A 998-nucleotide genomic window follows, 5' to 3' on the forward strand; every position below is an offset into this window, starting at 1 on the left:
GTGCCGGGTTCGGCTGGCGTGGTTTCCAGGGCCCGGGCACGCAGCGGCAGCGCCGCCTCGGCGTGGATGCGCACCGTGGCCAGTTCGGCGTGGTGCTGCAGGTCGAAGTCCTGCAGCACCTGGGACATGGAGAACTTCGGGGCGCGGATGGTAGGTGCTGCCCTTGGGCAGGGTGGAAAGGGTGAAGCTGCCGGTGATGCGCGAGAGGCGGAAGACCCGGCGCTCGTTGCGGGTGTGGTCATACCCGGTGAAGTACCACTGCCCGTAGCGCTGACCGATCCCCCACACGTCCACGGTGCGTTCGCTGTGTTGGCCGCCGGCGTCCCGGTAGCTGAAGTGCACGCTCTTGCGGTTGAACACGGCCAGCGCGCAGGCCTTGAAGTTCGGGTCGTCCATCGACAGCCGCGGCAGGTAGGAGCCAGGTACGGGGCGATGTCCTCGGTGCTGGGCTGGGCGCCGGTGAGCCGTTCGGTGGCGCTACGGGCCAGGGCCTGCAGCTTGGAGTCCTTCCACAGCGTGGCGGCCAGGGCGATCAGCGCGCTCTCCGCGGCGCTGAAGGAGATCGGCGGCAGGTACCAGTCGGTGGTGTCGATGCGGTAGTGCAGCACCCCGTCGTAGTCCTCGGTGACCAGGCGCAGCCCGAATTCGTTGCGGATCTCGTCCTTGGCCCGTTCGATCGCCTTTTCCCGGGCCTCGGGGTTCCCGCCCGGGTTCAGGTAGTCGCCGATGCGTTCGGCGGTCCATTTGCGCTGGCTGGTGGACAGCGCGTAGATCAGGCTGGTCAGCCGTTCGGCCCTGCTGGGCCCTTCGCTCTGCTTTGTGCTCACGTGCCTACAATAGCCAATCCGGGTGGGGGTTTCGTGCAGGTTAAGCACCGCTGGCCCCGACGGATCGGGGCCAGCTGTGCGGGTGTGACCTGCGGCTACTTGATGCCCATCAGGTCCACGACGAAGATCAGTGCCTCGTTCGGGCCGATGGCCCCGGGGGCGCCGGCCGCG

The 998-nt window shown here is 68.1% G+C and carries 2 protein-coding genes; one reads left to right on the forward strand and one right to left on the reverse strand.

Translation table 11 applies throughout. The features are described 5' to 3' along the window. Window positions 1–396: helix-turn-helix transcriptional regulator (locus JCM19049_RS23705; protein WP_374700334.1), on the reverse strand; the 396-nt coding region annotated here is incomplete at its 3' end. A 36-nt stretch (window positions 397–432) separates the two neighbouring features. On the opposite strand from JCM19049_RS23705, the gene JCM19049_RS23710 reads away from it, so the two are divergent. Continuing rightward, window positions 433–600: a hypothetical protein gene (locus JCM19049_RS23710; protein ID WP_374700335.1), complete on the forward strand. Its 168-nt coding sequence runs from the start codon at window positions 433–435 to the stop codon at window positions 598–600. Window positions 601–998 lie beyond the last annotated feature (398 nt).

The organism is Arthrobacter sp. JCM 19049, assembly GCF_001310435.1.

Bases quoted from the DNA above. Each gene is read 5' to 3' on its own strand.
- JCM19049_RS23710 (WP_374700335.1), top strand. From the start codon at position 433: ATGTCCTCGGTGCTGGGCTGGGCGCCGGTGAGCCGTTCGGTGGCGCTA.